At 47.0% G+C, this 26,174-nt stretch carries 24 protein-coding genes and 1 other annotated feature; of the genes, 15 read left to right on the top strand and 9 right to left on the bottom strand.

Features of this window, described 5'->3' with window-relative positions; genetic code table 11:
* Positions 1–2 precede the first annotated feature (2 nt).
* The 8 genes from SB724_RS09605 (at position 3) to SB724_RS09570 (ending at position 8,756) form a co-directional block, all read left to right on the top strand.
* A complete protein-coding gene (locus SB724_RS09605; RefSeq protein ID WP_007408816.1) occupies positions 3–698 on the top strand; it encodes an ABC transporter ATP-binding protein in 696 nt (231 codons plus the stop codon).
* Positions 688–1,998 (top strand): ABC transporter permease, encoded by a 1,311-nt coding sequence (locus SB724_RS09600; protein ID WP_265971052.1) that lies wholly within the window; start codon positions 688–690, stop codon positions 1,996–1,998. The genes SB724_RS09605 and SB724_RS09600 overlap by 11 nt, the downstream gene beginning before the upstream one ends.
* Before the next feature lie 63 nt (positions 1,999–2,061).
* Positions 2,062–2,757, top strand: a complete 696-nt coding sequence (locus SB724_RS09595) for a response regulator transcription factor (RefSeq protein WP_265971054.1) — start codon at positions 2,062–2,064, stop codon at positions 2,755–2,757.
* The gene (locus SB724_RS09590) at positions 2,750–3,754 is read left to right on the top strand and encodes a sensor histidine kinase (RefSeq protein ID WP_265971056.1); all 1,005 of its coding nucleotides are present in this window, start codon (positions 2,750–2,752) and stop codon (positions 3,752–3,754) included. Before SB724_RS09595 ends, SB724_RS09590 begins: the two co-directional genes overlap by 8 nt.
* Positions 3,755–3,859: 105 nt before the next feature.
* Positions 3,860–4,612: an ABC transporter ATP-binding protein gene (locus tag SB724_RS09585; protein ID WP_007613227.1), complete on the top strand. Its 753-nt coding sequence runs from the start codon at positions 3,860–3,862 to the stop codon at positions 4,610–4,612.
* The gene (locus SB724_RS09580; protein ID WP_100261963.1) at positions 4,609–6,549 is read left to right on the top strand and encodes an FtsX-like permease family protein; all 1,941 of its coding nucleotides are present in this window, start codon (positions 4,609–4,611) and stop codon (positions 6,547–6,549) included. Before SB724_RS09585 ends, SB724_RS09580 begins: the two co-directional genes overlap by 4 nt.
* Before the next feature lie 107 nt (positions 6,550–6,656).
* Positions 6,657–7,376 carry a YwaF family protein gene (locus tag SB724_RS09575; RefSeq protein ID WP_265971058.1) on the top strand — a complete coding sequence of 240 codons (720 nt, stop codon included), beginning with the start codon at positions 6,657–6,659 and terminating at the stop codon, positions 7,374–7,376.
* A 195-nt stretch (positions 7,377–7,571) separates the two neighbouring features.
* On the top strand, positions 7,572–8,756 hold the full coding sequence (locus SB724_RS09570) for an MDR family MFS transporter (RefSeq protein ID WP_014305612.1): 1,185 nt from the start codon (positions 7,572–7,574) through the stop codon (positions 8,754–8,756).
* A 41-nt stretch (positions 8,757–8,797) separates the two neighbouring features.
* Here SB724_RS09570 and ytvA read toward each other — a convergent pair whose 3' ends face one another.
* Complete coding sequence (gene ytvA, locus SB724_RS09565) at positions 8,798–9,583, bottom strand: YtvA family blue-light photoreceptor (protein ID WP_022553638.1); 786 nt, start codon at positions 9,581–9,583, stop codon at positions 8,798–8,800.
* Between the two features lie 388 nt (positions 9,584–9,971).
* Here ytvA and SB724_RS09560 point away from each other — a divergent pair, with 388 nt between their 5' ends.
* From SB724_RS09560 to SB724_RS09545, 4 genes are all read left to right on the top strand, one after another.
* Complete coding sequence (locus tag SB724_RS09560; protein WP_015418038.1) at positions 9,972–10,307, top strand: DUF4257 domain-containing protein; 336 nt, start codon at positions 9,972–9,974, stop codon at positions 10,305–10,307.
* Positions 10,308–10,409: 102 nt separating this feature from the next.
* Positions 10,410–10,623: a binding site (T-box leader), on the top strand.
* Positions 10,624–10,732: 109 nt separating this feature from the next.
* On the top strand, positions 10,733–13,147 hold the full coding sequence (gene leuS, locus SB724_RS09555) for a leucine--tRNA ligase (RefSeq protein WP_410570904.1): 2,415 nt from the start codon (positions 10,733–10,735) through the stop codon (positions 13,145–13,147).
* Between the two features lie 116 nt (positions 13,148–13,263).
* A complete protein-coding gene (locus tag SB724_RS09550) occupies positions 13,264–13,575 on the top strand; it encodes a rhodanese-like domain-containing protein (RefSeq protein ID WP_007613212.1) in 312 nt (103 codons plus the stop codon).
* A gap of 83 nt (positions 13,576–13,658) precedes the next feature.
* The gene (locus SB724_RS09545; RefSeq protein WP_265972392.1) at positions 13,659–14,135 is read left to right on the top strand and encodes a GNAT family N-acetyltransferase; all 477 of its coding nucleotides are present in this window, start codon (positions 13,659–13,661) and stop codon (positions 14,133–14,135) included.
* 36 nt (positions 14,136–14,171) lie between these two features.
* Here SB724_RS09545 and melA read toward each other — a convergent pair whose 3' ends face one another.
* Genes melA through SB724_RS09520 form a run of 5 tightly spaced genes read right to left on the bottom strand, consistent with a single transcriptional unit; the run spans position 14,172 to position 19,565 of the window.
* Positions 14,172–15,470, bottom strand: coding sequence for an alpha-galactosidase MelA (gene melA / locus SB724_RS09540; RefSeq protein ID WP_021494482.1), 1,299 nt, complete (start codon positions 15,468–15,470; stop codon positions 14,172–14,174).
* A 22-nt stretch (positions 15,471–15,492) separates the two neighbouring features.
* Entirely contained in the window at positions 15,493–16,314 is an 822-nt protein-coding gene (locus SB724_RS09535; RefSeq protein ID WP_410570901.1) for a carbohydrate ABC transporter permease, read from the bottom strand.
* A complete protein-coding gene (locus tag SB724_RS09530) occupies positions 16,311–17,225 on the bottom strand; it encodes a carbohydrate ABC transporter permease (protein WP_368222790.1) in 915 nt (304 codons plus the stop codon). The genes SB724_RS09535 and SB724_RS09530 overlap by 4 nt, the downstream gene beginning before the upstream one ends.
* Positions 17,218–18,498 (bottom strand): ABC transporter substrate-binding protein, encoded by a 1,281-nt coding sequence (locus SB724_RS09525; RefSeq protein ID WP_410570898.1) that lies wholly within the window; start codon positions 18,496–18,498, stop codon positions 17,218–17,220. Before SB724_RS09525 ends, SB724_RS09530 begins: the two co-directional genes overlap by 8 nt.
* Positions 18,499–18,539: 41 nt before the next feature.
* Positions 18,540–19,565 carry a LacI family DNA-binding transcriptional regulator gene (locus SB724_RS09520; RefSeq protein ID WP_410570896.1) on the bottom strand — a complete coding sequence of 342 codons (1,026 nt, stop codon included), beginning with the start codon at positions 19,563–19,565 and terminating at the stop codon, positions 18,540–18,542.
* Positions 19,566–19,766: 201 nt separating this feature from the next.
* Here SB724_RS09520 and SB724_RS09515 point away from each other — a divergent pair, with 201 nt between their 5' ends.
* On the top strand, positions 19,767–19,949 hold the full coding sequence (locus SB724_RS09515; protein ID WP_003152309.1) for a sporulation protein Cse60: 183 nt from the start codon (positions 19,767–19,769) through the stop codon (positions 19,947–19,949).
* Between the two features lie 35 nt (positions 19,950–19,984).
* Here SB724_RS09515 and opuD read toward each other — a convergent pair whose 3' ends face one another.
* Positions 19,985–21,520, bottom strand: a complete 1,536-nt coding sequence (gene opuD, locus SB724_RS09510) for a glycine betaine transporter OpuD (RefSeq protein ID WP_061581305.1) — start codon at positions 21,518–21,520, stop codon at positions 19,985–19,987.
* Positions 21,521–21,699: 179 nt separating this feature from the next.
* Positions 21,700–22,965: a BaiN/RdsA family NAD(P)/FAD-dependent oxidoreductase gene (locus SB724_RS09505; protein ID WP_007408798.1), complete on the bottom strand. Its 1,266-nt coding sequence runs from the start codon at positions 22,963–22,965 to the stop codon at positions 21,700–21,702.
* 206 nt (positions 22,966–23,171) lie between these two features.
* Here SB724_RS09505 and SB724_RS09500 point away from each other — a divergent pair, with 206 nt between their 5' ends.
* Together SB724_RS09500 and SB724_RS09495 are read left to right on the top strand one after the other, a co-directional pair.
* Entirely contained in the window at positions 23,172–24,809 is a 1,638-nt protein-coding gene (locus SB724_RS09500) for a putative polysaccharide biosynthesis protein (RefSeq protein WP_061581304.1), read from the top strand.
* 55 nt (positions 24,810–24,864) lie between these two features.
* On the top strand, positions 24,865–25,584 hold the full coding sequence (locus SB724_RS09495) for a pseudouridine synthase (RefSeq protein WP_007613195.1): 720 nt from the start codon (positions 24,865–24,867) through the stop codon (positions 25,582–25,584).
* A gap of 127 nt (positions 25,585–25,711) precedes the next feature.
* On the opposite strand, the gene SB724_RS09490 is transcribed toward SB724_RS09495, so the two are convergent.
* On the bottom strand, positions 25,712–25,933 hold the full coding sequence (locus SB724_RS09490) for a DeoR family transcriptional regulator (protein ID WP_003152337.1): 222 nt from the start codon (positions 25,931–25,933) through the stop codon (positions 25,712–25,714).
* Positions 25,934–26,174 lie beyond the last annotated feature (241 nt).

Genomic DNA, 26,174 nt, shown 5'->3' with positions numbered 1-26,174 from the left:
ACGTGATAGAAGTACAGCATATTGATCATTCATTTAAAATCGGCAGGAAAGGCAGAGAGAGTGAGGTTCCGGTGCTGAAGGATGTCTCTTTGACCGTTGAAAAAGGGGAAATTGCCTGTATCGTCGGTCGGAGCGGTTCCGGAAAATCAACGCTTCTGAATTTAATATCCGGATACATAGCGCCGACGAAGGGCCGTATCGTCATTAACGGCACTGATGTGACGGGCTTCAGTGAAAAAGAGTGGGCGCAGTTCCGCCTCGGGCATTTCGGCTTTATTTTTCAAAGTTTTCAGCTCATTCCAAGTCTGACAACCTATGAAAATGTTGAAATGCCGCTTGCCTTAAAAGGCGTCAAACCGTCTGAACGCAAGCAGAAAGTCGCGGACATGCTGAAACGGGTCGGACTTGAGAATCATGCGAATCATTATCCGAATGAGCTGTCAGGCGGCCAGCAGCAGCGTGTCAGTATCGCAAGAGCCCTGATTTTAAATCCGTCAATTATTTTAGCTGATGAGCCGACGGGAAGCCTTGATTCAGAAACAGAACTTGAGGTGCTTGCATTAATTCAGCAGCTGAACCGGGAGCGCGGGATTACATTTGTCATCATTACGCATGACGATGAAGTCGCTTCGATCGCGCATTCAAAATTCCAGCTGCATGACGGTGTATTAAAAGGGGGCGTTACGGTTGAGATTTAAGGATCAGATTCACTTTATCAGAAGAAATATGAAGAAAAACCGGCTGCGTGTTTTCATGACGGTGCTGGCGACGACAATGGCGTGCGCGTTTTTAGTGGTGCTGGCGTCCGTCGGATTCGGCATCCAAAAAACGATTACAGACATTACGATGAGCCAGCAGATTGTTACGGAAATCAATGTGCTCGGCCAAGATAACGGAAAAGCCGTGAAGAAATCAGACTTGGAAAAGTATAAAAATGTCAAGTCTGTCGTTGAAAGAACACAAGTGTATGAACCGAACAAAGCGTCATTGGGAAACCGAACAAATGAAGATTCAGCCATTGTGCTGACAAACATGAACGATGAAGTCAAAGCCAATATGGAGCTTGATCAGGGAAGGGTCGCCCGCACAGAGAATGAAATCGTGGTCGGCTATGATTTTGCGAAGAACCTATTGACGAAAAAAGAGGCTGACGCTTACGACAAAGAGTTAAAGGATCACCAAGGCGACATGTCGGAGGTGAAAAAACCAAAAGGCTATACGAAAGACCTGCTTAATAAAACGATACAGCTCAGCATCTCCAAAACAAACAAAGACGGAGACGTTGAGAAAACGAAAACGTACGACTTTAAAGTAGTCGGAATTACAAAAAAACCGTCCCAAGATTGGATGGAGGATACAAATATTTTTGTGAGTGATCAATTCAAGAAAGACTTCTCGACATTCTTGGATCTGAAGAATGGAAATGCGGAAAAAAGCATCAATGTGTATGCGGACAAATTCGATCATGTTGATCAGCTTACCCAAGACCTCACGGATGACGGCTTTTATGTCAGGTCTGTCACTACCGAGCTGAAGGGCGTCAATACCTTTTTCCTCGTCTTTAAAATCGGCCTGATCTTTGTCGGCTTTATCGCCGTCGTGATTTCTGCCATCGGTATTTTCAATACGATGACGATGGCGGTGACGGAACGAACGCAGGAAATCGGGATTATGAAAGCGATCGGCGCAAGCCCGTCCATCATCCGCAGAATGTTCCTGATGGAAAGCGCCTATATCGGGATATTAGGTTCTGTCATCGGGATTATCATTTCTTACGGAGTGAGTTTTGCCGTCAATCTGGCTGTGCCGGTTATCTTAAAAGCGGTAGGGGGAAACACCGGAGCAGAAGATCTTCATTATACCTTCTCCTATATCCCGCTCAGCCTCGTTGTGATCGCAGTTGTCATTTGTGCGGGGGTCGCGGTGATTTCCGGTATGAATCCGGCCCGCAAAGCAACAAAAACCAACGTTCTGACCGCATTAAGAAGAGAACTGTAAAGGAAAAAAGCCGGCTGGACATCAGCCGGTTTTTCCTCTATTTATCAGAAAAGGGCGGATACCATGTTTCACATTTTGTTAATAGAAGATGATAACACTTTGTTTCACGAGATGAAAGAGAGATTAACGGGCTGGTCATTTGCGGTGCACGGAATAAAAGATTTCAGCCGGGTCATCCGGGAGTTTTCCGAAATCAAGCCTGATTTGGTGATCATTGATGTACAGCTGCCGAAATTTGACGGCTTTCATTGGTGCAGAATGATACGCTCCCAATCAAACGTGCCGATTCTCTTTTTGTCCTCGCGCGATCATCCCGCGGATATGGTCATGTCGATGCAGCTCGGGGCAGATGATTTTATTCAGAAGCCTTTTCACTTTGATGTGTTAATCGCGAAAATACAGGCGGTGTTCCGCCGTGTGCATCAATACGGCACAGAACCGGCGCTGATGAAAAGATGGTGCGGGGCGGTCATTGACACAGAAACCAACACGGTCAGCCGTAAAAACGGTTCGGTCGAGCTGACCAAAAACGAACTGCTGATCTTAAAACTGCTGGCTGAGCAGAAAAATAAAATCGTCAGCCGGGAAGAACTCATCAGAAGCCTTTGGAATGATGAACGTTTCGTCAGTGATAATACGCTGACGGTGAATGTCAACCGGCTGCGGAAAAAACTCGAACAATTAGGCATCGGGAAAATGATTGAAACCAAGGTGGGGCAGGGATACATCGCAAAGGAAGAAGACGGTCTTTATGATTAAATCATTTCTGCTCGAAAGAAAAAGCTGGATTGCGATGTTTCTTTTGCAGCAGGCTGTGCTCCTTTTTGCGGCATATATTGATCCGTCTATTCCGTTTTTTTCGGTGCTGTATTTCGTTTACCTGTCGCTTCTTGTGTTTCTTGTATTTCTCTTGTTCCGCTATCGTAAAGAGACCGCCTATTATAAAAGCTTAAGAGAGTGGGACGCCAATTTAGACATGTCTTATCTTAAAGCGCCTGACAGTCCGTTTGAGTCTATCGTTGAAGAAAGCATTGAAGGGCAGACAGAGCAATTACGAAAAAGCTCACTTGATCTTCAGACGGCGTCAGAGCATGAAAAGGACGATCTGATGTCATGGATTCACGAGGTCAAAACACCGCTGACAGCGATGCATCTCATGATTGAGCGTCTTGATGAACAGCCGCTGAAAGCCCCTTTGCTGTATGAATGGCTGCGGATTCACCATCTTCTGGACCAGCAGCTTCATCAGAAACGATTGTCCTTTATTGAAAATGATTTATCATTCCAGCGCATTCAGCTCAGACCGCTCGTTTTCAAAGAAATTAAAAATCTGCAATCATGGTGTATACAAAAAGGGATTGGGTTTGACATTCAGCTTGATTCACCGGACGTTCTCAGTGACGGAAAATGGCTTTCCTTCATCATCAGGCAGCTGTTAAGCAATGCCGTCAAATACAGTGAGGCGGATGACATTACCGTAAAAAGCTATGAACAAAACGGCCGGGTGCATGTGAATATTGAAGACCGCGGCATCGGCATCGAGCCCAAAGATCTTCCGCGCATTTTTGAAAAGGGATTTACTTCGACGCGAATGAGGCGTGATCACGCGTCAACGGGGATGGGCCTGTATTTGGCTCAAAAAGCCGCGGCTCCTCTTCTCATCCAGATCAGCGTGCGCTCTGAGCCGGAAAGCGGCACGGTTTTTACCTTGGTGTTTCCGAAACAGAACGATGCCGTCAGCATGTTCAGCATGTGACAAAAGTGTCACATGCTTTTCTCTTTTGTTCGCTTAATCAAACGAAAAAAACGGCTTCTGTTTTTAAAATAAAGATAACCAATGTAAAAGGAGAATCATAACGAGATGATTTTAGAAGCAGGCAATATCCAAAAAAGCTACGGAAACAAGCTGAATAAACAAGAGGTGCTGAAAGGAATTGATCTTCAGATTCACAAAGGGGAATTCGTCAGCATTATGGGCCCGTCGGGATCAGGGAAAACGACCCTTTTAAATGTGCTTTCCTCCATTGATAAAGTGAGCGCGGGCACCATTAAACTGAATGAGACGGAGATTACATCCATGAAAGAAAAACAGCTTGCCGAATTCAGAAAACGGCATCTCGGCTTTATTTTTCAGGATTATAATTTATTGGACACGCTGACCGTGAAGGAAAACATACTCCTGCCGTTATCCATTACGAAAATGTCTAAGAAAGAGGCGGACCTGCGATTTGCCGAGACGGCAGAGGAGCTTGGGATCTATGATTTGCGACATAAGTATCCGAGTGAAATTTCCGGCGGGCAAAAACAGCGGACGTCTGCCGCAAGAGCTGTTATTCACGAACCGGGCATTATTTTTGCTGATGAGCCGACCGGAGCGCTCGATTCAAAGGCTGCCATGGATTTACTGAATAAACTCAGCCGTCTGAATCAAAAACGCCGCGCCACCATTGTGATGGTGACGCATGATCCGGTTGCCGCCAGCTATTCCGGCCGTGTGGTTTTCATTAAAGACGGCCGTGTGTATACACAGCTGAATAAAGGCGGCCAGGACAGACCGGACTTTTTTCAGGATATTATGAAAACGCAAAGTGTATTGGGCGGGGTTCAGGCATGAGTATTCATCATTTGATCTTCCAGAACCTGAAAAAGAATATGAAAAACTATTACCTTTACGTTTTTGCGCTGGTGTTCAGCGCCGCCCTTTATTTCGCGTTTGTCACGATGCAATACGATCCGGCGCTTGATGAAATGAAAAGCTCCATAAAAGGAGCGGCGGCAATCCGGGCCGCCTCTGTACTGCTTGTGGCGATCGTGTCGGTATTTCTTTTATACGCCAACACCATTTTTATTAAACGGCGCGGCCGGGAAATCGGCTTATTCCGATTAATCGGCATGACGAAAATGCACATTTTCCGCATACTCAGCACAGAAAATTTCATTTTGTATTTCGGATCGATTTGGATCGGTATTTTTGCCGGCTTTTCTCTCTCGAAATTATGTATGATGATGCTGTTTCATACAGTCGGTGTGAAAGCCTCTGTCTCACTGTTTTTTTCAAGCAAGGCGCTCGTTCAGACGTTAATTGTATTCGGGGCAATTTACGTGCTGATTATGATGATGAATTACTTATTTATTAAACGGCAAAGCATTTTGTCTTTATTTAAAACCGCGTCATCGTCAGAAAGCGGCATAAGACGGCTCTCTTGGGTGCAGATGGCGATCGGTGTTGTCGGTATCGGGGCCATTATCGCCGGCTATGCCGTGTCCGCGGATTTATTCGGAGGCAGTTTTACGAGCATGAATGAACTGTTTTCGGCCATGGTGTTTATTCTCGGCTCGGTCATTATCGGAACTTATCTGTTTTATAAAGGTTCGGTCAGCTTTCTGGCAAATCTCATCCGGAAATCAAAAGGCGGGTATCTGAATGTCAGTGAAGTGCTGTCTTTGTCATCCATCATGTTCCGGATGAAGTCAAACGCCGTCCTGCTGACGATTATTACGACTCTTTCGGCGCTGGCAATCGGTTTGCTGTCTTTAAGCTATATCTCGTACTATTCCGCGGAAAAATCGGCTGAGCAAAATACAGCCGCGGACTTTGCGTTTGATAACCAAAAGGAGACTGACTCATTTACCGCTTTATTGAAGAAAAACGGAATTGAACACAAAGTGAAAACAATCAAAACCATTCAAGCCGGTGTCAATATGAAGAACATCATAAACGGCGACATGAAAAGCTTTCAACAAGACCCGTCCAGCTTGGCGCTGCCGATTATAAGCGAGAAAGACGCAGAAGGGACGGAGCTTTCTGACGGAGAAGCCGTGTTTACCGGATATAATGATATGATGAAAAGATTTCTCGACCTGAAAACGTCAGGTTCCATTGATATAAACGGCAAAACGGATAAAATACCGCTGGCGTATAAGGGCTTGAAGAACGACTTCCTCCTGTCATATACATTTACAAGCGGAGGGCTGCCGACCGTTATTGTCACGCAGCAGGTATTTGATCGGATCGAGAAAGATATCGACCCGTCCATCCAGGGAAAATCAAATCGGTTTTTCGGCATTACACTCAAACGTGAAGAGGACATCCAAAAAGCTGATGGTCTGTTTCAGGCGCAGCACTATTCAGACGGCGCGCTTTCGCAATTTGAAACGGCTGACACCCAAAAGAAAAACATGGGGCTGATCATGTTTATTGTCGGCTTTTTGGGATTAACCTTTCTGATCACCTCAGGCTGTATCCTTTATTTTAAACAAATGGGCGAGTGTGAGGATGAGAAGGCTGATTACACGATATTGCGGAAGCTCGGCTTCACAACGGGGGATCTGCTGAAAGGCATCCGCCGGAAGCAGGCGTATCATTTCGGGATTCCGCTCGTTCTCGGGCTGTTCCACAGCTATTTTGCCGTTCAGTCAGGATGGTTTTTATTCGGAACGGAAGTGTGGACGCCGATGATCATCGTCATGGCGCTGTATACGCTGCTGTACTCCATCTTCGGCATGCTGTCGGTGCTATACTATAAAAAGGTCATTCAATCCGCCTTGTAAAACAAGTTGAGGAGCCTCCGCATAAGCGGAGGCTTTTTTTGTATGAATAGAAGAAAGCGATTTTTAAAAGAATAGACATACGTCATTTTTTCGCGCGGGGGAGCCTTATGCAGAAGTATTTTCAATTGAAACCTGAAACAGGGGCCTTTCATCTTTTTTCCAAGGAACACATTTTCACGCTGTTGATCATCGGATTGCTGGGGGCGGGCGTGATCATGTTCCGGAAAAAGCTCAACCAGAGCCGGCCGAATCGCATGATCCGCTATGTACTGTTCATTCTCCTTGCCGTGTCGCAGATCAGCTATCATATATGGCTGCTTTGTCATCATGCCTGGTCGCTGAAAACAGCTCTGCCGCTGCAGCTGAGCGACCTTTCCGTCTATTTGGCGATGCTGATGGTCATGACAAAAAGCAAAAAACTGTTCGCCTTCCTCTATTTTGCCGGTTTGGGCAGCGCCGTACAGGCGATGGCAACACCTGACTTAGGGGCGTATTCTTTCCCTCATTTTCGGTACATCGTGTTTTTCGTCTCCCACGGCAGTGTTTTTCTTACCTGTCTATTCATGGCCGCTTCAGAAAGGTACAGGCCGTCGGCGCGCGGGCTGTGGGTATCGGTGCTGATCGTAAATCTGTACGGGGCGTGTGTCTTTTTTATTGATCGTGTGCTGAATGCAAATTACCTATATTTAATGAAAAAACCGAAGACCGCTTCGCTTCTGAATGTTTTCGGACCTTGGCCGTGGTATCTTCTATCAATGGAAGCGGCGGTGATATTGAGCTTTTTCATTCTGTATATTCCGTTTTGGCTGCTGAGGAAAAGAGCATGAGGCCGGCCTGTTTTTGTGAATCCAATCATTTGTAATTTTTTCAACATTCCGGCATTATTTTTTTCAGATTCTGATGTTGAAAAAAGACGTCCGCGGCGATAGAATGAATGTGCTATGATAACGTGTTCGATACGGAGCCGCGGCTTGCGGTTTCCGTTTTTTCATGGGGTTTTTTATAGAGAGAGGGGGATCGGTATGCCGCGCGCTTTGAAGATATTAATCATCGGAATGTTTATCAATGTGACGGGCGCATCTTTTTTGTGGCCGCTGAATACGATCTATATTCATAATCATTTAGGGAAATCGCTGACTGTTGCGGGGATTGTTCTGATGCTGAATTCCGGGGCCAGTGTGGCGGGGAATTTATGCGGCGGATTTTTGTTTGATAAAATCGGCGGATTCAAATCCATTATGCTGGGCATTATGATCACATTGGCAAGTCTTCTCGGACTCGTTCTGTTTCATCAATGGCCTGTTTATATTTGGCTGCTCATCATTGTCGGCTTCGGTTCCGGTATCGTGTTTCCGGCCAGTTATGCCATGGCGGGAGCGGTATGGAAAGAAGGCGGGCGGAGAGCTTTTAATGCGATTTATGTAGCTCAGAACGCAGGTGTCGCCGTGGGCTCGGCACTCGGCGGGATGGTTGCGGCGTACTCGTTTACGTACGTGTTTTTAGCCAATGCTTTGCTGTATGTGCTGTTTTTCCTTATCGTATTTTTCGGGTTTCGAAATATCAAAACCGGAAATGCGAGCCAGGTCTCTGTTCTGGACTATGAGCCTGTCAGCAGCAGAACGAAATTTACGGCGCTTCTCATATTGAGCGGCGGGTATGTTCTCGGGTGGATTGCCTATTCGCAGTGGTCCACAACCGTTGCGTCACATACTCAAAGCATCGGTATGCCGCTTTCATTATACAGTGTGCTCTGGACCGTAAACGGAATATTAATTGTCGCCGGACAGCCTCTCATAGGAGCTGTTCTGAAAAAATGGTCCGGTGCGTTAAAAACGCAGATGGTCATCGGCTTTTGTATTTTTATCGTCTCGTTCGGCGTGCTTCTCAGCGCCAAGCAATTTCCGATGTACCTCACCGCAATGGTGATTTTAACCGTCGGAGAAATGCTTGTCTGGCCTGCCGTGCCTACCATTGCCAATCAGCTTGCGCCTAAGGGGAAAGAAGGGTTTTACCAAGGATTCGTCAACAGTGCGGCGACGGGCGGCAGAATGATCGGGCCGCTCCTTGGCGGCGTGCTGGTTGATCAGTACGGCATGAGCGTGCTGCTGTTGATCCTGATGGTGCTTCTTGTTGTCAGCATCGCAGCGACGGTGCTGTACGACAAACGCTTGAAAACCGTTAATAAACAAAACGTCCAAGTGCGATGACGACATAAAAAAATCCCGCTGTTTCGGCGGGATTTTTTTGTTTATACGACCGGAAGCACGTTGACCGCGTCCTTAACGTTTAAATATGTCTTTAATGAAGAAAAGCTGGCATCAAGCTGATTCATTCTCATGGCGAGGGAAGGCTTGATCCCGGTGATAATCAATTCCGTGCCGATTAATTTAAGCAGATGGTGCAATTTGAAAATCCGGTCTGCGGTCTGTTCGTTTACCTCGGCCAGGCCTGATAAGTCTATAATTAAGTAATCATCTTTAGATGCGGTTAATATGTCCGTCAAAGTTGTCACGATTGAATCAAATCGTTCTTCCGTTAAGTTTCCCACTAACGGCAAAGCGGAGATGCCGTTTCGGATCGGAACAATCGGCGTTGACAGCGTCGTGATTTCTGCGAGGGAATCCTCAAGGAGCTTTTCGTATTCTTTCTGCTCTGTAATGTCTTTTTGAAAACCGACAAAATAGAGCTTGTCTTCAACATACAGAGGATCAATGTTGAGTTCATTCCAAAACGGGGTGCCGTCTTTTTTGACGTTTTTCAGCCGCACCGTGATCTTTTCTTTCTGGTTTAAGCTCTTTCTTATTTTCGCGACTTGTTGACGGTCGGTTTCTTTGCTTTGCAGAAATCTGCAGTTCTTACCTAATATCTCTTCGGAAGAGTAGCCTGTCATATCCATAAATCCCTGATTTGTATATATGATGGGATTGTCCTCAAGAGAGGGGTCTGTAATCACCACGCCGATGCGTGCGTGATCAAGCGCCTTTTTGATAAGCTCCAGCTGCTCCAGTTTTCCGAATACATTTGAGTCAGCCATGTAAAACCCCCTTTTGGCCGTAAAGCTGCGCGCTTTTTCAGCCGTTGTTTCTCCCCTTTTTAAATGAATCTACAGTAACCGTAGCATAACATATGTTCTGATTCAAGCAGCCGAAGTTTGCAATTTGTCATTCGGGCTTGTCCTCATATACACTGAATATATAAGGGGAAGGCACATCATTGCTAAGTAAGTGACTAGGTCATTGTCACTGGGTGAAAAATGAATCTAATGCATCAAGCTTACCGATCATGTGTTCACATATAATGGAAGAAACAAGCTTTTTACTTTCCTGCTCAATCGCCGGTATGTAGATATCGAATATCATCGTATTCGTAAGGGGGCTGGATGGCCTGAAGTCGCTTTACTAAATAAGGGCTTTAGGAAGGTGATGAAGATGCTGCATCAGGTAATAATTGCTTGTGTAATTGGAGGCATCATGGGGGTTCTCGGTCATGTGAAAAAGAGAGGCAGGCTGGAGAAACCCAGAATGACAAAGCGGTTTATCTATCTCGGTTTTTTGGAAGATGGTTTTATCGGAATGGCTGCTTCCATCTTACTTGTCTTATCCGCTGACCCCGATTCAGGAATTCAACTCGTCATCTTATCCATAATCGCAGGCTACGGCGGAGAAGCTGTTCTCAGGAGCTTTGATTTTGTCAGAGAACAAAACAGTGATTCGGCCGAAGCAAAACCACACCAGCAAAAAAATCCTCCATCAAAATAATATCCCCGCTCATGACCCGTTCTGGGTACATTCCCATTGTATACAAACCTGCTTGCACTTATGAACAGAATTCTATAAAATACAGGTAAGATTACGGTAGCGATAAGAACAGTGAAGAGGAGCAGTAAGAAGCAGATTTTGCAATCAGAGAGTTGACGGCCGGTGCAAGTCAATCAAGTCTGTTTCCGAACTCGCCTCAGAGTTGCAGCGGCAAAACCGCTGACGCATAACTGCGTTAAAAGTATCAAGTGAGTGCGGCCTAAAACCGCGCTAACGAGGGTGGTACCGCGGGAAATAAAAATCTCTCGTCCCTTTTTGGGATGAGGGAGTTTTTTTTAGTTTTAGAATAATCTGAATATAATCTTCCTCATCCCGTCAATACTTGGACTACATACGCCGTATTCAATCAGAAGGAGGTTTTTACGTTGAGTTTTCAGCACGAAAAAATAGAAAAGAAATGGCAGAATTACTGGTTGGATCATAAAACGTTCGCCGTGAGTGAAGAGAATGACAAGCCGAAGTTTTACGCGCTTGACATGTTCCCGTATCCTTCAGGAGCCGGCCTTCATGTCGGACATCCGGAAGGCTATACGGCAACCGATATCCTTTCGCGCATGAGACGCATGCAAGGGTACAACGTGCTTCATCCGATGGGATGGGACGCGTTCGGGCTTCCTGCTGAGCAATACGCGCTTGACACGGGGAATGATCCGGCTGAGTTCACAAAACAAAATATAGATAATTTCCGCCGCCAGATCCAATCGCTCGGATTTTCATATGATTGGGATCGTGAAATCAATACGACTGATCCGGACTATTACAAGTGGACGCAGTGGATCTTCACCAAGCTGTACGAAAAAGGGCTCGCTTACGTAGACGAAGTGCCGGTCAACTGGTGCCCGGCGCTCGGAACGGTGCTAGCGAACGAAGAGGTCATTGACGGCAAAAGCGAGCGGGGCGGCCATCCGGTTGAACGCCGCCCGATGAGACAATGGATGCTGAAAATCACCGCTTATGCGGACAGGCTTCTTGAAGATTTAGAAGAGCTTGACTGGCCGGAAAGCATTAAAGACATGCAGCGCAACTGGATCGGACGCTCAGAAGGCGCAAACGTGCATTTCGCGATCGACGGCACTGATGACACGTTTACGGTGTTTACGACAAGACCGGACACGCTGTTCGGCGCGGCTTATGCCGTACTGGCTCCTGAGCATGAGCTTGTGAAGGCCATCACGACGCCTGAACAAAAAGAAGCGGTAGACGCTTATGTTAAAGAAGTTCAGGCGAAAAGTGATCTGGAACGGACGGATCTTGCGAAAACAAAAACGGGCGTCTTCACAGGCGCATATGCCGTAAACCCTGCAAACGGAGAAAAGCTGCCGATCTGGATAGCGGATTATGTCCTCGCCTCTTATGGAACGGGCGCTGTAATGGCCGTGCCGGCGCATGATGAACGTGATTTTGAATTCGCCAAAGTGTTCAGCCTGCCTGTCAAAGAAGTCGTAAAAGGCGGAAACACGGAAGAAGAAGCGTACACGGGAGACGGAGAGCATGTCAATTCCGGCTTTCTGAACGGACTGAATAAAGCGGAAGCGATTGAAAAAATGATCGCCTGGCTTGAAGAAACGAAAAACGGTGAGAAAAAAGTGACATACCGCCTGCGTGATTGGCTGTTCAGCCGCCAGCGCTATTGGGGCGAGCCGATTCCGGTTATTCATTGGGAAGACGGCACGTCAACAGCCGTTCCTGCGGAAGAGCTGCCGCTGATTCTGCCGAAAACCGATGAGATCAAACCGAGCGGAACAGGTGAATCACCGCTTGCCAACATTAAAGAGTGGGTGGAAGTCACTGATCCTGAAACGGGCAAAAAAGGCAGAAGAGAAACGAACACGATGCCGCAATGGGCGGGAAGCTGCTGGTATTTCCTCCGCTTTATCGACCCGAAAAATCCGGATCAGCTCGCTTCACCTGAGAAACTGGATAAATGGCTGCCCGTTGATATTTACATCGGAGGAGCGGAGCATGCCGTGCTTCACCTTCTGTACGCTCGTTTCTGGCATAAATTCCTCTATGATATCGGTGTCGTGCCGACGAAAGAACCGTTCCAAAAGCTGTATAACCAAGGAATGATTCTCGGGGAAAATAATGAAAAAATGAGTAAATCCCGCGGAAACGTCGTCAATCCGGATGAAATTGTGGCGTCTCACGGAGCAGATACGCTCCGCCTGTACGAAATGTTTATGGGGCCGCTTGATGCATCTATCGCCTGGTCTGAATCAGGTCTTGACGGAGCGCGCCGCTTCCTTGACCGTGTATGGCGTTTGTTTATCGAGGAAAACGGCGAGCTGACGGGCAAAGTGACAGAAGGCGCGGGCGAAACTCTTGAGCGCGTCTATCATGAAACGGTCATGAAAGTGACAGAAAACTTCGAAGCCCTTCGTTTTAACACGGGCATTTCTCAGCTGATGGTCTTCATTAATGAAGCTTACAAAGCGAATGAACTGCCGAAAGAATATATTGAAGGTTTTGTGAAGCTGCTTTCTCCTATTGCGCCGCATTTGGCTGAAGAACTGTGGGAAAAACTCGGCCACGAAGGTTCGATTGCATACGAGGCTTGGCCTGCTTATGACGAATCAAAACTGGTGGATGATGAAGTTGAAATCGTCGTCCAGCTGAACGGAAAAGTGAAAGCGAAATTAATGGTTCCGGCTGATGCTGATAAAGCAGCGTTAGAACAGCTCGCACAAGCTGACGAAAAAGTAAAAGAGCAGCTTGAAGGAAAAACAATCCGAAAAATCATTGCCGTACCGGGCAAGCTTGTCAATATCGTGGCAAACTGACCGGACGAAGCCCCTCTCCTACAGAGAGGGGCTTTTTTATCAGGCCTCTATCATAGAAATTGCACCGCGGGCTTTGGTATACTTAACACCATAAAGATGAATGGGAGTGTCACACATTGAAAATAAATGAAATCAGCACAGCCGCACTGGAAGAAAAATTAAAAGCGGGAGAAGAGCTGTATCTGATTGATGTCAGAGAAGACGAAGAAGTTGCCGAAGGAATGATTCCGCAGGCCGTTCACATCCGCATGGGGGATATCCCTGAGAAGATGGATGCGTTAGACAAGGACAAGGAGTATGTATTTATCTGCCGCTCCGGAAAAAGAAGCATGAACGTTTGTATGTATTTACATGAGCAGGGCTTCCGTACGGTTAATGTTGAAGGCGGCATGCTGGAGTGGGAAGGCGAAACAAAGCCGAAGAAATAACGCTTTGAAGTGAAAGAAGAAAAGGGACGTGCGTCTTTTTCTTCTTTTTTTATAAAAAACGGGAGGCGAATCAGGTGAAACCGATGATCCGCGCTATGAAAACAAACGATATCAAACAGGTCCGGCAAGTCGCAGAACGCAGCTGGCATCATACGTATGAAGGGATTATTCCCAGACACATTCAGGATCAGTTTCTCGAATCCGCCTATCAGGATGAGATGATGGAACGCCGGCTCTTGCATTCTCTGTTCTTTGTGGCAGAAGAAGAGGGGCGAGTGCTCGGTTTTGCAAATGTCACTCCGGTTCAAAAAGACGGAAATGCGGAGCTGACCGCCATCTATATTGACCCGGATTGCCAGGGAAGCGGGATAGGAACGGCATTCCTTAAAGAATGCATCAGGCAGTCCGGCGGGGTAAAAAAGCTTTATGTCCATGCAGAAAAAGAGAACCGCATCGCCTTGTCCTTTTATCAAGCGAAAGGGTTTCAATGGGTATGTGAATTTGAAGAAGATTTTAAAGGACACACTTTACAGACGGTCAAACTGGTGCTGAACATATAAAGCGATCCAGCCCGCCCAGGACCGGATCGCGAATGATCAGTGATAAGCCGGAAGCCGGTCTTTGTGCGCTTCAAATAAGTCATCGCACAAAGATATGATGTCATTCATGGAAAGCTCGGCGCTCGTATGCGGGTCAAGCATGGCCGCCTGATATACGGCTTCCTTTTTTAATGTAACGGCCGCTTCGATGGTTAAAAGCTGTGTGTTAATGTTTGTTCTGTTGAGCGCCGCGAGCTGCTCCGGAAGTTCGCCCGAATAGCACGGCATAATGTGGTTTTTGACGGCTGTGCAAGGCACTTCAACGACCGCTTTCGCGGGCAGATTCGGTATCAGCCCGGTATTCAGCACATTGCCGCCGAATGTGAACGGACGGCCCGTCTCCATCGCTTCTATAATTCTCGAACCGTATTCTTTTGAGCGTTCGTGCGTCAGGTTTTGGTTGTTGATGATGCCGTCTCTCATCGTTTCCCAATTGTTGATTTGTTCCGCGCATCTCCTCGGATATTCATCAAGCGGAATTTGGAGTTCATCTATCAGCTCAGGATACCGGCTTTTTATAAAATACGGGTGATATTCGGCATTATGCTCAGATGATTCCGTTACGTAGCAGCCGAATTTATCCATCAGCTCAAACCGCACCATGTCCTTATGTTTCGTCTTTTGTTTTTCGCGTGCCCGTCTTTTAATTTCCGGATATAAATCAATTCCGTCTTTTTTAATCTCCAAAAGCCAAGCCATGTGGTTGATGCCGGCAATGCGTTCTTCCGTACCTTCGTGATCCATGCCGAGTGAGTCAAACAGATCTTTGGTACATACCTGGACGCTGTGGCACAGGCCGACCGTTTTTACATTTGTATGTCTGAGCATCGCTCCGGTCAGAGAGGCCATCGGATTTGTATAGTTTAACAGCCACGCATCCGGGCAGACCTCTTCCATGTCTTTTGCGATGTCAAATAAAACGGGGATGGTGCGAAGGGAACGGAAAATGCCGCCTATCCCGACGGTATCGGCAATCGTCTGGCGGAGACCGTACCGCTTCGGGATGTCAAAGTCAATGACCGTCGCGGGTTTATAGCCGCCGACCTGAATGGCGTTTATCACATAGCCGGCGTGTTTCAGCGCCTGTTTTCGGTCATCGTAGGAGATGATGGATATACTCGTATTGTAGCGGTCTCTCATGTTTTCCAGCATGAGCTGGGATTCTTTCAGCCGTACAGCGTCAATATCATAAAGCGCGAATTCAAACCCGTTTAATGCTTCAGTCAGTAAGCAGTCCCCCAGTACATTTTTTGCGAAAATCGTGCTTCCCGCTCCGATAAACGTAATTTTCTTCAACAGAAATTCCTCCCTTTTCTTCTCAGCCTTTGACCGCCCCGGAGGACAGCCCTGAGATAAAATATTTTTGAAGCGCCAAAAACAATACGACCATCGGCAGCATCGCCATAATTGCGGCTGCGGCGACTAAGTGAAGATTGTTCGCGTTTTCGCCGAAGAATCCCGCCATGGCCACGGTCAATGTCTGCACCTTTTGATCTTGTAAAAAGAAAATCGCAAATTGGTAATCGTTCCAGATAAACACGCAGGAAATAATGCAGACCGTTGCGGTAATCGGTTTCAACAAAGGAAACACGATTGTATAAAAAGTCCTGATCAATCCCGCGCCGTCCATCCTGGCGGCTTCCTCAAGCTCTTTCGGAATGGAAGAGCGGATAAACCCTGAATATAAGAAAACGGTCAGCGGCATATATGCAGCCGTATTAATGAGAATGGCTGCGGCATGCGTATTGATCAGCCCCGCATCAGCGACCATCTTGTATAAAGGAACCATGGAAGTCAAAGGCGGGATGATCATGATTGAAATCAAAAGGCCGAAGACGATTTTGTTCAGCTTTGTATTTCTTCTTGCAAGCGGGTATGCGGCAAGCGAACCCATGAAAATTAACAAGGCGGCGGAAACGGCTGTAATGATGATCGTGTTCAGAAAGGATTGCCCGAGAGAGGCACGTTCCCATGCTTCACGAAAATTATGAAATGAAATGGCGGATGGCAGCGACCATTTTGAACTGTAGTCTCCTTTTGCTTTTAATGACGTGGTCAGCAAAATATAAAAGGGGACAATATGAACGCACGAGATAACGGCTGCCAACAGCGTAAAAATCCGCATTCGGGCTGTTTTCATGACATTTCTGTCTCCTTTCGCTTGAAATACACGAGAGCCGAAAAGCTGATGACAAGAATAATGACGGACATAAACACGCCTTGGGCGGCGGCATATCCCGCATCCTGCCGTTTAAAATATAAATCATACATAAACGTCGACATCGATTGAGAGGAATTGCCCGGCCCGCCTGCGGTCAGCGCGAAAATGACATCAAACAGCTTCAGCCCGCCGATGATATTGATGACCATGTTGATGGTGACAGCCGGCATCAATAGAGGCAGAGTGATGGTGAAAAACGGTTGAAGACCTCCCGCGCCATCCATTTTTGCGGCTTCGTAATAATCTTTCGGTATGCTTTGCAGCCCCGCCAAATATACAATCATCGCAATGCCTGCGTATTGATACGTGTTAATCATGACGATAATCCATGGGTTTGCCGCAGGGCTTGCCAAGGCGTTGACAGGACCGATTCCCAGTGCGCCAAGCACATCATTCAGCGCACCCCCGTCATATGAGAAAATAAAATACCAAATGTATCCCATTATCAGCGGACTGATAATGACGGGCAAGTAGACGATCGTTCTTGTGAGCGCCTTCATTTTTAAGCTTTGATTCAAAAGCAGCGCATATAAAAGTCCGAGCATATTCTGAAAAAAAGTGCTTCCGATGCCGTAAAGCAAAGTGTTTTTCACAACAAGCCACGTGTCCGGATCTGTAAAAAGCCTTTTATATTGAGTGACTCCCACCCATTGATACGTCTGTGAGAAGCCGTTCCAGTTTGTAAATGTGATAAAAGCGCCTTTGACAAACGGAAAAATCATGAAAATAAAAACCGTGGCAAGAGCGGGAACGTACATCCACCATAGTGACGCGGATTTTACCGGCTTTTGATGTTGAAATCCTTGGGTTTCTCTTGCAAGATCACTCATTTTTTTCAGCTCCCTGTGAATCAGATTGAAGCCGTAGCCGCTTATATTCCCTGCCGAGTTTCGCTGAAATTTCAGCGGGGGTTAAGATATCGGCCATCAGCTCCTGCCCGGCTGTTCCCATCACATCCCACATTCCGTTTGGCAAATAAAGGCGGTCAAAATAAGGCTGCACCTTAATATGCTGATAGCGCTTATAGTCATTTGCGTAAAAAATGTCCGTTTGCACATTCACTAATCCGGCCGGAAGCGAGGTCGCTTCGGCAATTGATTTTGCATGCTCGGGGCGGGCCATAAATGCGATAAACTGTTTCGCTTCTTCAAGCCGCAGGGAATCCTTGAATGCCGCCAGCGTGTAACGTTCGCCTCCGATCCAAACCGGCGCGTCTCCCTTGTGGACGGCCGGGGTCGGTATGATGCCGACTTTTACCTTCGGATTGATTTGAGCGACGTCTTGGCCGAGGGTGCCGCCCTGCAGCGTAAAGGCGATTTTGTTTTGCGCCATCAGTTCGATGAGCTGGGATCGTTTTGCCGTCACGGCATCTATATTGAGCAGGTTTTCCTTTTGCATCTCTTTCAGTTTGTCAGATAAATAGGTGAAGTGTGTCCAGCGGAAGGTTCCGTTTAACAGTTGTTTTTTGTAACGGTGTGCGGGATCTGTGATGAGAAGCGGTGCGGCGAATTGATCGTAATATTGGGCAAAGGAGCTTTTCTCATAGCCGGCAAACCAGAAGGGGGTGACTGTTCCGCCGCTTTTTTCTTTAATCTGTCGCAGTGCCTTCATAAAATCATCCATTGTTTCCGGCGGTTTGATTCCGTATTTTTTCAACAGCGTGCGGTTGTAGGCCAGTCCGTCCTTTGCCTGATTCAAAGGGAAGGCGTATATTCTGCCTTTGGCGTCTTTGAGCATGCTGTTTAAATTCGGATCGAGCCGCTTCGTCCAAGACATGCCGCTGAGGTCGGCGGTATATTCTCCGTAGCGGATTTTGGCCCAGCCGTGTGTGTCGAAAAGATCAGGCATGTCACCGGCTGCCATTCTGACCCTCATCATATTTTCGTAGTCATTGCCTGGGAAATGAACGTTTACTTGAATGTCCGGATGTTCTTTTTGGAATGAATCAGCCAACTTTCTGAATACGGCTCGTTCGCTGTCTGAGGATATGGTGGAATAGACTGTCAATGTTTTCTGCTTTTCTCCGGCGCCGCTCTGTTCTGCCGAGCAGCCGGGAAGTATCATGCAAGTAAAAGAAAGAAACAAAGCCAGTAAGCGTTTCATCTTTTCCTCCTTTAAATATGATATAAACGCTGCGGGACACGTCACCTCCTTTCTTGTGAGCCGCAGCTTTGTCTGACAATCAATGAAGTGGGGAGCGTCACGGCCAGCGGGACGGTTCTGCCGTTTAAACGGTCGAGAAGCAATTTGACACCCGTCCGGCCCATCTCTTCCGTGTATACTTTTACCGTTGATAACGGCGTGCTGGCGTATTCTGCCTCATCAATTCCGTTGAAGCTGACAACCGCCGTATCGCGCGGGACTTGAAGGCCGGCTTCCTGCAAGGCTTTTAAAGCGCCGACAGCCATCGAATCACTTGCGATAAAAAAGGCATCGGGGAGACTTCCGCCTTTGATGGCTTCATTCATCAGCCGGAACCCTTCATGCATGCTGTATTCGCCGATCAGTACATGCTCCGGCTCGGCGCCGGCCGTTTGTAAGAAAGCGGTCAGACGCTTATCCTCAATCGTTTTATTGCTGTTTACACCGTCTATGACGGTATGCTCCCGCTCCCGTCCGCCGATATAACCGAGCCGCTGGTAACCGAGCGACAGAAGATGTTCTATCGCCTTCTGCGCTGCGGCATAAAAATCCACGCTGACGGAATCGTAGCGGGCGGGATCGGGGGTGCCGTTAACAAATACCGCGTGCCTGAAAGCGGCGCTGATGTTCGTAAGCGCCTCGTCTTGCAGGCTGCCGATTATGATCACGCCGTCCAGTTCGTGAAACATATGCTCTTGAAAAGAACCGAGATGGATAGAAGATGTGATAAAAACTTTTTGCCGAAAGCATTCTTCCTCAATGCCTTTTCGGATCGCTGAAAAATAAGGATCCTGCCGTTCTTCTTCGGGTGACAGGCAGCTGACAACGCCGATCAGGGGCGCTGAATCGCTGCGGCTGCGGTTCTTCCGTTTTTTTGCCGACGGCTGATAGCCCAGCTTATCGGCGATCCTCAGAACTTTTTCTCTTGTTTCATCAGTCACGGCTAAAGAGTCATCCTTATTCAAAATTCTCGATACTGTCGCGCTGGATACAGATGCCTGTAAGGCAATATCTTTGAGACGGACCATTTCGCATCTCCTTTTTACTAAATATTTACTAAACAGAAATGAACTGGTTATTGTTAAAGTGATATTATCATACGTTAGTAAGCGTTTTCAACAACTATTTTCGGTCACTTTTAGTAAAAAATCAGTAAAAAAGAAAATCTGTTTTTCTCTATCATATTTCAATTGAACCGGAATAAATTGATAGAGAAAGGAGAGGGTGATGTGCTGAAGATAGCTGTTTTTGATGAGGAGCATGAAAAGGATCTGCAGACGGAAGTCAATACATTTTTAAAGGGGATTTCTGATGAACAGCTCGTTGATATTAAATATACGGTAGCGGCGGCCTGTGATCCTGAAGGTGAGCAGCTTTATTGTTTTTCCGCTCTCATTTTATACCGAAAATAAAGAAGCCCGGACGAAATGCCGGACTTCTTTGTTCATTATGCTTTTTTGACGCGGGGACTTCTTGGTTTTTGGTATTTCTCCGCTTGTTTGATTCCTTTTCTCTCGCTCGCTAATGACTTGTACAGAGACACAATCATCAGAAGAATCACGACTGAAAACGGAACCGCGGCGAGAATGGCCGTGTTTTGCAGTGCGGCAAGACCGCCGGAATATAATAAAACCGCTGCTACGGCAGACTGGATAATGCCCCAGGTGACTTTCACCCGGTTTGAAGGGTTCAGCGAGCCGTAAGTCGTCTGCATTCCAAGCACAAATGTCGCTGAATCAGCTGATGTAATAAAGAATACAGCGATCAGAAGAAGCGTTATTACGGATGTCACCATTGTCAGCGGATAGTGGCTGAGTGTGCCGAACAGCATTGTATCCGTTGACATTCCCGCGACATTGAATACGCCTTTCTGCTGAAGATCCATCGCGGATACACCGAAGATCGCAAACCATAAGAAAGCCAATATACAAGGTGTCACCAATACCCCGATCAAAAATTCCCGGATCGTCCGGCCTCTTGATACACGGGCGATAAAAATGCCGACAAACGGCGACCAGGATATCCACCAGGCCCAATAGAAAATGGTCCAGCTGTTAATCCATTCGCGTTTTTGGGGATCATTCGGAGACAAGCGAAAGCTCATCTGCACGATATTTTGGATGTATTGGCCGATAGAATCGGTAAATGAGTTCATAATCAGCACCGTCGGGCCTGCAATGAGCATAAAGATCATTAAAATAGCCGCGAGCGCCATGTTGGTATTGCTTAAGTATTTAATCCCTTTGCCGATTCCGCTCCACGCAGAAATCAAAAATAACACGGTCACGACAGCGATCAGGATCAGCTGAATGGAAAATGTTTTCGGAATGCCGAATAAATAATGCAGACCGCCGTTGATCTGAGTCGCTCCGAGCCCTAAGCTTGTCGCCACACCGACAACGGTCGCAAACACCGCGATACAGTCAATCGCTTTGCCGATCGGCCCGTTTACTTTATCACCCAAAAGCGGTGTCAGTGTGCTGCTGATCAAACCGGGCGCGTCTTTTCTGAATTGAAAATATGCGATACATAAAGCGACGACCGCATAGATGGCCCAAGCGTGCAGCCCCCAGTGGAAAAATGTGTACCGGAGCGCATCACGAAATGCTTGGGGCGTTTCTGTTTCACCTGAGGGAGAGCTGATGGCGTAATGGCTGATCGGTTCCGCAGCCCCGTAAAATACCAAACCGATTCCCATGCCCGCGCTGAAAAGCATGGCAAACCATGATAATAAGCCGAATTCCGGTTTTTCCCCGGGTTTTCCGAGTTTTATTGTGCCGATCGGACTCACAATGAGAAAGAGACAGAAACCGACAAATATAGAAACGACCAGCAGATAATACCAGCCGAAAGAATCCGTAATAAATTTTTGTGCCGTATCAGTGACTTGCTGCAGGCTGTCAGGAGAAATGGCCCCCCATAAAACCGCAGCGGCTGTGATGACAATCACAATCCAAAAAACACTGGAGATGTTCTTCTTCAAACGTTCTCACCCTCTGACTATTTTTTTCAATACGCCATTTTGTTTTAGTATGGTCGTACGATTGCAGATCATTCCTTTCTTCCTATTCCCTCAATCAGGTGAAACAAAACGCAGAAAACTCTATCATGTTTTTGGTCAATTATCAACGGGAACGCTCAGGTAAATGCGCTTTAAACCATTTAGAGCGAGCGTGAGAAACGTCCTGCATTCAAACCGGCGAGACGCCCCGTGACAAAGGCTGAAGTGATATTGTAGCCCCCGGTATAGCCGTGAATATCGAGTATTTCTCCGCAAAAATATAAGCCTTCCATTTTTTTTGACGCCATTTGTTTCGGCTCAATCTCTTTTACGGAAACACCTCCGCCTGTGACAAATGCTTTGTCCAAAGAAAGCGTTCCGTCAGCGGCAACCGTAAATTGTTTGCAGTCTTTGACAAAAGCCCTGAATTGATCCTTCGGCAGTTCCGTAAAGCTTGTCTGCGGATCAAGACCGTTCCGTTCCAGAAGAAAAAGCAGGTACCGTTCCTGCATCCACGGCTTCAGCGCGTTTTTGAGCGCTTTTTTCGGTGCGTCTTTCAGTTCCTTGTGCATCTTTTGAAATAACTCTTCCTCGTTGATGCCGGGAAACAGATCGATGCGGAGTTTGACCTCTGGCTGCTTTTTCAGTTCTTTGACGACAAATTGGCTGCAGCGGAGAATGGCGGGGCCTGACAAGCCGAAATGGGTAAACAGCATGTCCATCACGTGTGTGACGATTGGTTTGCCTTTTTTATTCAGGACGCTGACGGCCGCGTTTCTAAGAGACAGCCCCTGAAGTGTTTTTTGTTTAATAAACGGTTCTGACGACGTAACCGGCACTTCCGTCGGAAAGAGTTCGGTCACGGTATGACCGGCCGCTTCCGCCCATGCATAGCCGTCTCCGGTGCTTCCGGTATGCGGGACTGATTTTCCGCCGACCGCGATAATGACGGCGTCTGCGTTAATGTGTTCGTCATTGTTTGTCGTAATGCCTGCTGTCCTGCCGTTCTCGTACCGCACTTCTTTGATTTTTTCATTTGTGCGGATGGTGACATTCAGTTGTTTTAATCGGTTCAAAAGCGCATCGACAACGCTTTGCGCTTTGTCCGTCACCGGGAACATGCGCCCGTGGTCTTCTTCTTTCAGCTGAATGCCGAGTTTTTCAAAAAAGGCGATGATATCTTCATTATTAAATTCGGAAAACGCGCTGTATAAAAAGCGGCCGTTGCCGGGGATGTGTTTGATGATTTCTTCAACGGGGAGGCGGTTGGTCACGTTGCAGCGCCCGCCGCCGGAAATCGCCAGCTTCCGTCCCAGCTTGTTTCCTTTATCGATTAATAATACGTCCGCCCCTTCTTCGCCTGCGGCAATCGCAGCCATTAAACCGGAGGGACCCCCGCCGATCACAATCACGTCATAATGTTTCATATTTCATCAACAACTTTCTTTTTCACGTATAATAGGCGAAAATGTCCGCTTTCTGCTATTATAGCGAAAGAAAGGGAATCCTTAAACGTATTTTGTTTTTAAAGGGTTTTCCCAAAAAGTTTCCCGCTGTAATTATTACCGTCTAATTGCCCAGTTGTGTTAAAATAGAAAAGTTGAATCTTCGTAGAAAATGGTGATGAGGAAACATGTCAAGCAAATTGTTAAGGGGCACGTTCGTGCTGACGCTCGGCACCTATATATCGCGGATTTTAGGGATGATTTATCTGATCCCGTTCGGAGCGATGGTCGGAGCGACGGGCGGAGCTTTGTTTCAATACGGATATAATCAATATACACTGTTTTTAAACATTGCCACGATGGGATTTCCCGCCGCGGTTTCAAAATTTGTCTCGAAATATAATTCCAAGGGAGACTATGAGACGAGCAGGCGGATGCTGAGAGCGGGAATGTCGGTTATGCTCGTAACCGGGATGATCGCTTTTTCAATTCTTTATATTTCAGCGCCGTTTTTTGCGGAAACATCTCTCGGCGGCACGAGTAACAACGGACTTACGATTGACCACGTCGTTTATGTCATCCGGATGGTCAGTCTGGCACTTTTGGTCGTGCCGATTATGAGTCTTGTGCGCGGTTTTTTCCAAGGTCATCAGATGATGGGGCCGACAGCCGTTTCACAGGTTGTGGAGCAGCTTGCCCGGATCATCTTTTTATTGGGCGCAACGTATTTGATTTTAAGAGTGATCAACGGCGGCCTTGTCATCGCAGTCGGATACGCGACTTTCGCGGCGCTGATCGGATCATTCGGAGGGCTTGTCGTCCTTTATATTTACTGGAATAAGCGGAAGGGCGATCTTCTGGCGATGAAGCCGAATCTCGTCCCGTCTGCGAACTTAAGTTATAAAAAAATGTTCATTGAGCTTTTCAGTTATGCCGCTCCTTACGTATTTGTCGGACTGGCGATTCCTTTGTATTCATATATCGATACGAATACGTTTAATAAAGCGATGATTGCGGCGGGCCATAAGGATATCAGCCAGGACATGCTTGCGATTGTCACCCTTTATGTGCCGAAGCTTGTGATGATCCCGGTTTCTCTGGCGACCGCTTTCGGTCTGACGCTGATTCCGACGATTACTGAATCGTTTACGAGCAGGAATTATAAGCTTTTGAACCAGCAGATTAACCAGACGATGCAAATCATTCTGTTTTTGGTTATTCCCGCTGTTGTCGGGATGTCCGTGTTATCGGGTCCGGCCTATACGTTCTTCTACGGCTCTGAAAGTCTTCGCCCGGATATCGGACAGGATATATTGTTCTGGTACGCGCCTGTCGCGATTCTGTTTTCTCTGTTTACCGTAAACGCCGCGATCCTGCAAGGGATTAATAAGCAGAAATTTGCTGTCGTGAGCCTTTTCATCGGCGTCATTATAAAAGTGATGCTGAACGTGCCGCTGATCAAGCTGTTTCAGGGAGACGGGGCCATCTTGGCAACGGCGCTCGGTTATATCGCTTCTCTTCTGTACGGTTTTATTATGATTAAGCGCCATGCGGGCTATTCGTATACGGTACTTATAAAACGGGTCATTTTAATCGCGGTCCTGTCCGTCGTGATGGGAGTCGCGGTCAAGCTGACTCAATGGCTGCTCAGTTTCTTTGTAACATACCAAAGCGGCCAGGTGCATGCGGCGATTGTCGTCTTTGTCTGCGCCGCTGTCGGCGGTGCAGTATACATGTTTGCCGCGTACCGAATCGGATTTTTACAGAAAATGTTTGGAAACCGTCTGCCCCGCGTTTTGAGGAGAGGCAGGCATTCCGCCCATTAAGAATAATGAATAGTCCGCTTATCGCGGGCTTTTCTTTTTAAAGGAGAGGATCAGGATGAGACTTGATAAGCTGCTTGCCAACAGCGGATTCGGCTCAAGAAAAGATGTGAAAAAAATCGTCAAGGCTGGGGCTGTCATGATTGACGGAGAGCCGGCGAAAGATGTGAAGACCCATGTTGATCCGGAAAAACAGGACATCACGGTATACGGAGAGCCGGCAGACTATCGTGAATTTATTTATGTCATGATGAATAAGCCGCAAGGAGTGCTGTCCGCTACAGAAGACAGCCGCCAGCAAACGGTGGTTGATCTGCTGACGCCTGAAGAACAGCGTTTTGAACCGTTTCCGGCGGGACGTCTTGATAAGGATACGGAAGGCTTTTTGCTTCTGACCAATGACGGGCAGCTCGCTCATCGCCTGCTTTCTCCGAAAAAGCATGTGCCCAAAACATATGAGGTCCGGTTAATTTCACCTCTGTCACCGGAAGACATCGTTCATCTGGAAAGAGGCGTCGTCATTGAAGGAGGCTATAAGACGAAGCCGGCAGCCGTTGAAATCATTACAGAAAGCCCGGATGAAACGGTGATTCACTTGACCATTACAGAAGGCAAATATCATCAGGTGAAGCTGATGGCAAAGGCTGTCGGAAATGAAGTGGCTTATTTGAAGCGGCTTTCGATGGGGGCTGTTTCTCTTGACCCGGATCTTAAACCGGGAGAATTCCGCGAGCTGACTGAAGAGGAGCTCGAAACGCTGAGAGGCGCTGAAGTGTAATCGATATCAGAAAAGCCCAAAACAGATTTGTTTTGGGCTTTTTATATAGAGGAACAAAAAACAAGGCAAAGACGCTGCTTTGCCTTGCAGCATGTCAGGCCGAAAAGGGCCTTATGTAATTGTTCACTTAAGATGTAATTTTCACTTTTTTTCGTGTTGTCTCCCACTTGCCTCGGCTAGGACTATGAACAAGATCATTGTATGCTAACACATTTAAGTCTCGCTGAATGGTTCTAGGTGTAATGCCGAATTCATCAACCAGTTCCTGTGTTGTCACAAGGCCTTTTTCCTGGATGAACATGTAAACTGATTTAATCCGAGTCAGCATACGATTTGTTGAAGGTTTCAAAAAACCACTCCCTATCATAAGATCGGATGGACTTGATATACCACAACTTTCGACTCTAAAACTTCGTACGAATAAGCAACAAAGGATGACATTCTGTTTTTTCTCTTTTAACTGCCTCCATTATACACGATATGGACAACATGAATCTAGGAATAAGCGCAGATAATTTTTTCCAAATGGGTGCCGCCTTGGTGCATTACTATGCCCGGTCCGCTTTTATTATTATGGAAACTGAAACTTT

The sequence above is a fragment of the Bacillus sp. SIMBA_031 genome, assembly GCF_046535225.1.
GTDB classification, from domain to species: Bacteria; Bacillota; Bacilli; order Bacillales; family Bacillaceae; genus Bacillus; species Bacillus velezensis.
This window is presented reverse-complemented; position numbering and strand designations above follow the sequence as displayed.

What these genes read in the sequence shown, in the direction of transcription:
- SB724_RS09595 (WP_265971054.1), top strand. Translation starts at nt 2,062, where the DNA reads ATGTTTCACATTTTGTTAATAGAAGATGATAACACTTTGTTTCACGAG.
- SB724_RS09590 (WP_265971056.1), top strand. Translation starts at nt 2,750, where the DNA reads ATGATTAAATCATTTCTGCTCGAAAGAAAAAGCTGGATTGCGATGTTT.
- SB724_RS09585 (WP_007613227.1), top strand. Translation starts at nt 3,860, where the DNA reads ATGATTTTAGAAGCAGGCAATATCCAAAAAAGCTACGGAAACAAGCTG.
- SB724_RS09580 (WP_100261963.1), top strand. Translation starts at nt 4,609, where the DNA reads ATGAGTATTCATCATTTGATCTTCCAGAACCTGAAAAAGAATATGAAA.
- SB724_RS09575 (WP_265971058.1), top strand. Translation starts at nt 6,657, where the DNA reads ATGCAGAAGTATTTTCAATTGAAACCTGAAACAGGGGCCTTTCATCTT.
- SB724_RS09570 (WP_014305612.1), top strand. Translation starts at nt 7,572, where the DNA reads ATGCCGCGCGCTTTGAAGATATTAATCATCGGAATGTTTATCAATGTG.
- ytvA (WP_022553638.1), bottom strand. Translation starts at nt 9,583, where the DNA reads ATGGCTGACTCAAATGTATTCGGAAAACTGGAGCAGCTGGAGCTTATC.
- SB724_RS09560 (WP_015418038.1), top strand. Translation starts at nt 9,972, where the DNA reads ATGAAGATGCTGCATCAGGTAATAATTGCTTGTGTAATTGGAGGCATC.
- SB724_RS09545 (WP_265972392.1), top strand. Translation starts at nt 13,659, where the DNA reads ATGATCCGCGCTATGAAAACAAACGATATCAAACAGGTCCGGCAAGTC.
- SB724_RS09535 (WP_410570901.1), bottom strand. Translation starts at nt 16,314, where the DNA reads ATGAAAACAGCCCGAATGCGGATTTTTACGCTGTTGGCAGCCGTTATC.
- SB724_RS09530 (WP_368222790.1), bottom strand. Translation starts at nt 17,225, where the DNA reads ATGAGTGATCTTGCAAGAGAAACCCAAGGATTTCAACATCAAAAGCCG.
- SB724_RS09525 (WP_410570898.1), bottom strand. Translation starts at nt 18,498, where the DNA reads ATGAAACGCTTACTGGCTTTGTTTCTTTCTTTTACTTGCATGATACTT.
- SB724_RS09520 (WP_410570896.1), bottom strand. Translation starts at nt 19,565, where the DNA reads ATGGTCCGTCTCAAAGATATTGCCTTACAGGCATCTGTATCCAGCGCG.
- SB724_RS09505 (WP_007408798.1), bottom strand. Translation starts at nt 22,965, where the DNA reads ATGAAACATTATGACGTGATTGTGATCGGCGGGGGTCCCTCCGGTTTA.
- SB724_RS09500 (WP_061581304.1), top strand. Translation starts at nt 23,172, where the DNA reads ATGTCAAGCAAATTGTTAAGGGGCACGTTCGTGCTGACGCTCGGCACC.
- SB724_RS09495 (WP_007613195.1), top strand. Translation starts at nt 24,865, where the DNA reads ATGAGACTTGATAAGCTGCTTGCCAACAGCGGATTCGGCTCAAGAAAA.